2 protein-coding genes and 1 other annotated feature are annotated in these 3,755 nt (G+C 33.3%); both genes read right to left on the minus strand.

What is annotated here, in order from left to right; translation table 11 throughout:
- Positions 1–39: 39 nt before the first annotated feature.
- Positions 40–1,431, minus strand: a complete 1,392-nt coding sequence (asnS, locus tag J5G60_RS17200) for an asparagine--tRNA ligase (protein WP_150357999.1) — start codon at positions 1,429–1,431, stop codon at positions 40–42.
- A 61-nt stretch (positions 1,432–1,492) separates the two neighbouring features.
- Positions 1,493–1,739: a binding site (T-box leader), on the minus strand.
- A gap of 86 nt (positions 1,740–1,825) precedes the next feature.
- Positions 1,826–3,640 (minus strand): DUF4434 domain-containing protein, encoded by a 1,815-nt coding sequence (locus tag J5G60_RS17205; RefSeq protein ID WP_150358000.1) that lies wholly within the window; start codon positions 3,638–3,640, stop codon positions 1,826–1,828.
- Between the last annotated feature and the right edge of the window lie 115 nt (positions 3,641–3,755).

The raw sequence follows: 3,755 nt of genomic DNA on the forward strand, positions 1-3,755 counted from the left end.
AACCTTTCCTTATTTATTTTAAAAGTATAAATTTATATATTAAAATTCAGCAGAACCAGTAGTTCTGGGGAATGGTATTACGTCTCTTATGTTGGACATTCCAGTTATATACATAATTATTCTTTCAAATCCCAGCCCAAAGCCAGAATGTTTTGTCTCCCCGTATTTTCTAAGTTCTAAATACCACCAGTAGTCTTTTTTATTGAGGCCGAGTTCCTCTATTCTTTTTTCCAGTACATCATATCTTTCTTCTCTTTGGCTTCCCCCAACTATTTCACCAACTCCTGGAACTAATAGATCGGCAGCAGCTACTGTCTTTCCATCCTCATTTTGTCTCATATAAAAGGCCTTTATCTCCTTTGGATAATCAGTTACAAATATAGGTTTATTAAATACTTTTTCAGTTAAATATCTTTCGTGTTCTGTTTGGAGATCAATTCCCCACTCCACTGGATACTGAAATTTTTCTCCGCTTTTTTTAAGGATATCTACAGCTTCAGTATAAGTTATTCTGTCAAAACTTGAGTTAACTACATTATCCAACCTATTAAATAGATCTTTATCTATAAATGAATTAAAAAATTCCATTTCTTCAGGAGCGTTTTCAAGTACGTATTTTATCACATATTTTACTAAATCTTCAGCTACGTCCATATAATCTTTTAGTTCAGCGAAAGCCATTTCTGGTTCTATCATCCAAAATTCAGCAGCATGTCTTGCTGTATTTGAGTCCTCGGCTCTAAATGTGGGTCCAAAAGTGTATACGTTTCTGAAAGCCAGGGCCATGGTTTCAGCAGATAGCTGACCGCTTACAGTTAAATTAGTTTCCTTGCCAAAAAAATCCTTGGAAAAATCTACGGTTCCATCTTCTTTTTTAGGTATGCTGCCTAGATCAAATGAAGTTACTTTAAACATTTCACCGGCGCCTTCACAGTCACTTCCCGTTATTATAGGAGTATTTGCGTATACGAAACCTCTCTCTTGAAAGAATTTATGGACGGCATAGGCTGCTATAGAGCGAACTCTAAATACTGCAGAAAAAGTATTGCTTCTAGGCCTTAAATGAGCTATAGTTCTCAAATATTCAAGAGTATGTCTTTTCTTTTGAAGCGGATAATCTGGAGCTGAATTGCCTTCTAAAATTATTTTACTGGCTTTAAGTTCAAAAGGCTGTTTTGCATCTGGAGTAAGAACTAATATACCTTCAACTAAGAGTGATGAGCTAATGGCCAATTTTGATATCTGTTTAAAATTTTCAAGTGTATTATCAAAAACTATTTGAATATTCTTGAAAAATGATCCGTCGTTTAATTCTATAAATCCAAATGATTTAGAGTCTCTTATAGTTCTAATCCAGCCTGAAATTTGAATATTTTTGCCCGAAAATTTTTCACTTTCCCTGTACAGAGATTTTACTAATGTTGTTTTCATAGTGTCCTCCTTTGTAAACATATTATATTTTGAATTATTAATAAAAAAAGCCCTTCGTCCTTAAAGGGACGAAAGACTTTACTCGCGGTACCACCCAATTTGCCATAAAATATGACCAACTTTAAGATAACAACATATATTTTATTATCTTTCACTTTAAGGTACTGATTACCTCTAAGCCTACTTTCACGAAAGATTTCGGTTAGAAACTCCGAGATGTTCTTCGATATAGATCTATATTGGACTTCCACCATTACCAATTCGCTTTGAATAGATTCTATATTTACTCTTCTCTTCATGGTCTTATAAATTTATACAGTTTTAATATCATAAATCTTCATTCTAAGATTATAATATTTATAAGATACATTGTCAACAATTAGTGTATAAATGTTTAATTTCTTATTTCAAATTCATCTATGAAAGTATAATAGTTTGGTTTAGTGATGGAAGTAAGCTTTATATATCGGGCATTTATAGGCTTGTCTAAGGTAAGATATATGGGATATCTTGAGCCATTTCTATCCGAAAAAGGTACAGAAGGTATTCTCAACAGTCCTACGGGGGTAAAATTTATTCCATCTTCAGATATACCAATAGAAGCCCTTTCAGGGAGTTCAGCCCAGGGAATAGGATCTCTGAGATAATCCACTACGAATTGCTGTACGGGTTGTATTTTGCCTAAATCTATATTTATATCTATAGGATCGTTATACCATCCTACGAAGTCACTGCTCTTTAAAGAGTTTATAGAAGAGTATTTACCATCTGTGAGTTTGATAAAATGTACATCATTATACTTTTCATGGGGCAAAGGCGTAATAGAGTACTTGCAGTTTTTAGAAAGCAAATGTGGTAATTTGGCGAAAGTATCAATATTAACGGATACTGAATTCGAAGGTTTTGAAACATTCCCTGAAAATCCAAGGGATCTTACTGTATAAGTGCAGGATTTTGTATTCTCTTTTAACAAAGGCATGTCTATAATAGATTTTGAAAACCCGTTGGGGTTGCCACCATATTTTCTCTGAAGCATAATTCTTGAAATCAAAATATTGTCCCTATATATTTCGTAGCCGCATATGTTATCGGTGTTTTTGGGAACAGACCAGCTTATTTTGAATTTGTTATTTTCCACAGTTGTTATAGTTAAATTTTGAGGACTGTCTAATTTTTTATAAGGGAGTTTTCCGTGCTCTACATAATATGAATATGCTTTATTAAATCCACTGTCTATATTATTGGGACTGTAATAGTGACTGTAGGAAAAGCATATTATGTTGTCTACACAGGGGCTCTCCAATGTGAGTTGTTTTAGGAATCTGTCTAAAGGTACACTGGAATTATTTACATAGTCGAAATTTTCGGCATTTGACCAAAATAACATGCCAGGTTTTTTAGCTACAGCTTTTTTTAAGGCAGTATACCAAGAATTGACTTCCTCTAAATTTAATCTTCCACTTCCTACAGAGTCTTGTGGGCAAAATATGTCCCCCTTTTTAAAATTGGTTTTTGAAAATAGGTACTGCCAATTTGAAGAATATTGATTAGCAGTACCAGCAGATGAATTCATAAATGGAGATAATAGTATAGGAAGACGCTCTCCTTTGGAATTAAGATGGTTTATGTGAATATTAATGGCATTGGCTAAATTTTTAAATTCACTTATTTTAGTGTATTTGGCGTTGTCGACTTCGTAGGGGAAATACCACCCGTAGAAGGCATTTGGATATTTAGAATGATACTTTTTATACAGATCATCGGCTACAACGTTAGCTCTTTCCATCTGTGAGTTTAGCCACAGGTGGTTGTCTGCAGGTACCTGCCACCAGTCAGTGTTAAAATTAGGTCCTATAAAAACTTTCATGTTTAGGTGCTCCGCATTTTTTAAACATAATTCCACAGGATCTATATTCCCATATATTTTTTTATATCCAGAGATATTATTTTTATAGCAAGTATTTGTTATATTCCCTTGAGTTTGGGACACGTTTGTTATTATTATATATTTCATTTTATTTTCTTTGAGATAATTCAATTCATTTTTCCAGTCATTGCTATTCCAATGTTGTGTCATATCCAGCTGTATAAAGCTTCCCGTTATTATAGGATAATTTCTATTAGATCTAAGAGGGCTATTGAAGTAAATGAGTCCAAAAGTAAAAATTAATATAATTAAAGCTATATAGAGGAATTTTTTATTCATCATGGTGATAGATTTTCCTTTCTTAATTCTAAAAATATTTAAATGTATTTTGCATGTATCTTATAAACATCTTACGCTGCCGACGAAGCTATAAGTGTAGATCTCGGTGGTCGCCGTA

This window comes from Clostridium sp. HV4-5-A1G (genome assembly GCF_900184915.1).
Taxonomy (GTDB): Bacteria; Bacillota; Clostridia; order Clostridiales; family Clostridiaceae; genus Clostridium_B; species Clostridium_B aromativorans.

Bases quoted from the DNA above. Each gene is read 5' to 3' on its own strand.
- J5G60_RS17205 (WP_150358000.1), bottom strand. From the start codon at position 3,640: ATGATGAATAAAAAATTCCTCTATATAGCTTTAATTATATTAATTTTT.
- asnS (WP_150357999.1), bottom strand. From the start codon at position 1,431: ATGAAAACAACATTAGTAAAATCTCTGTACAGGGAAAGTGAAAAATTT.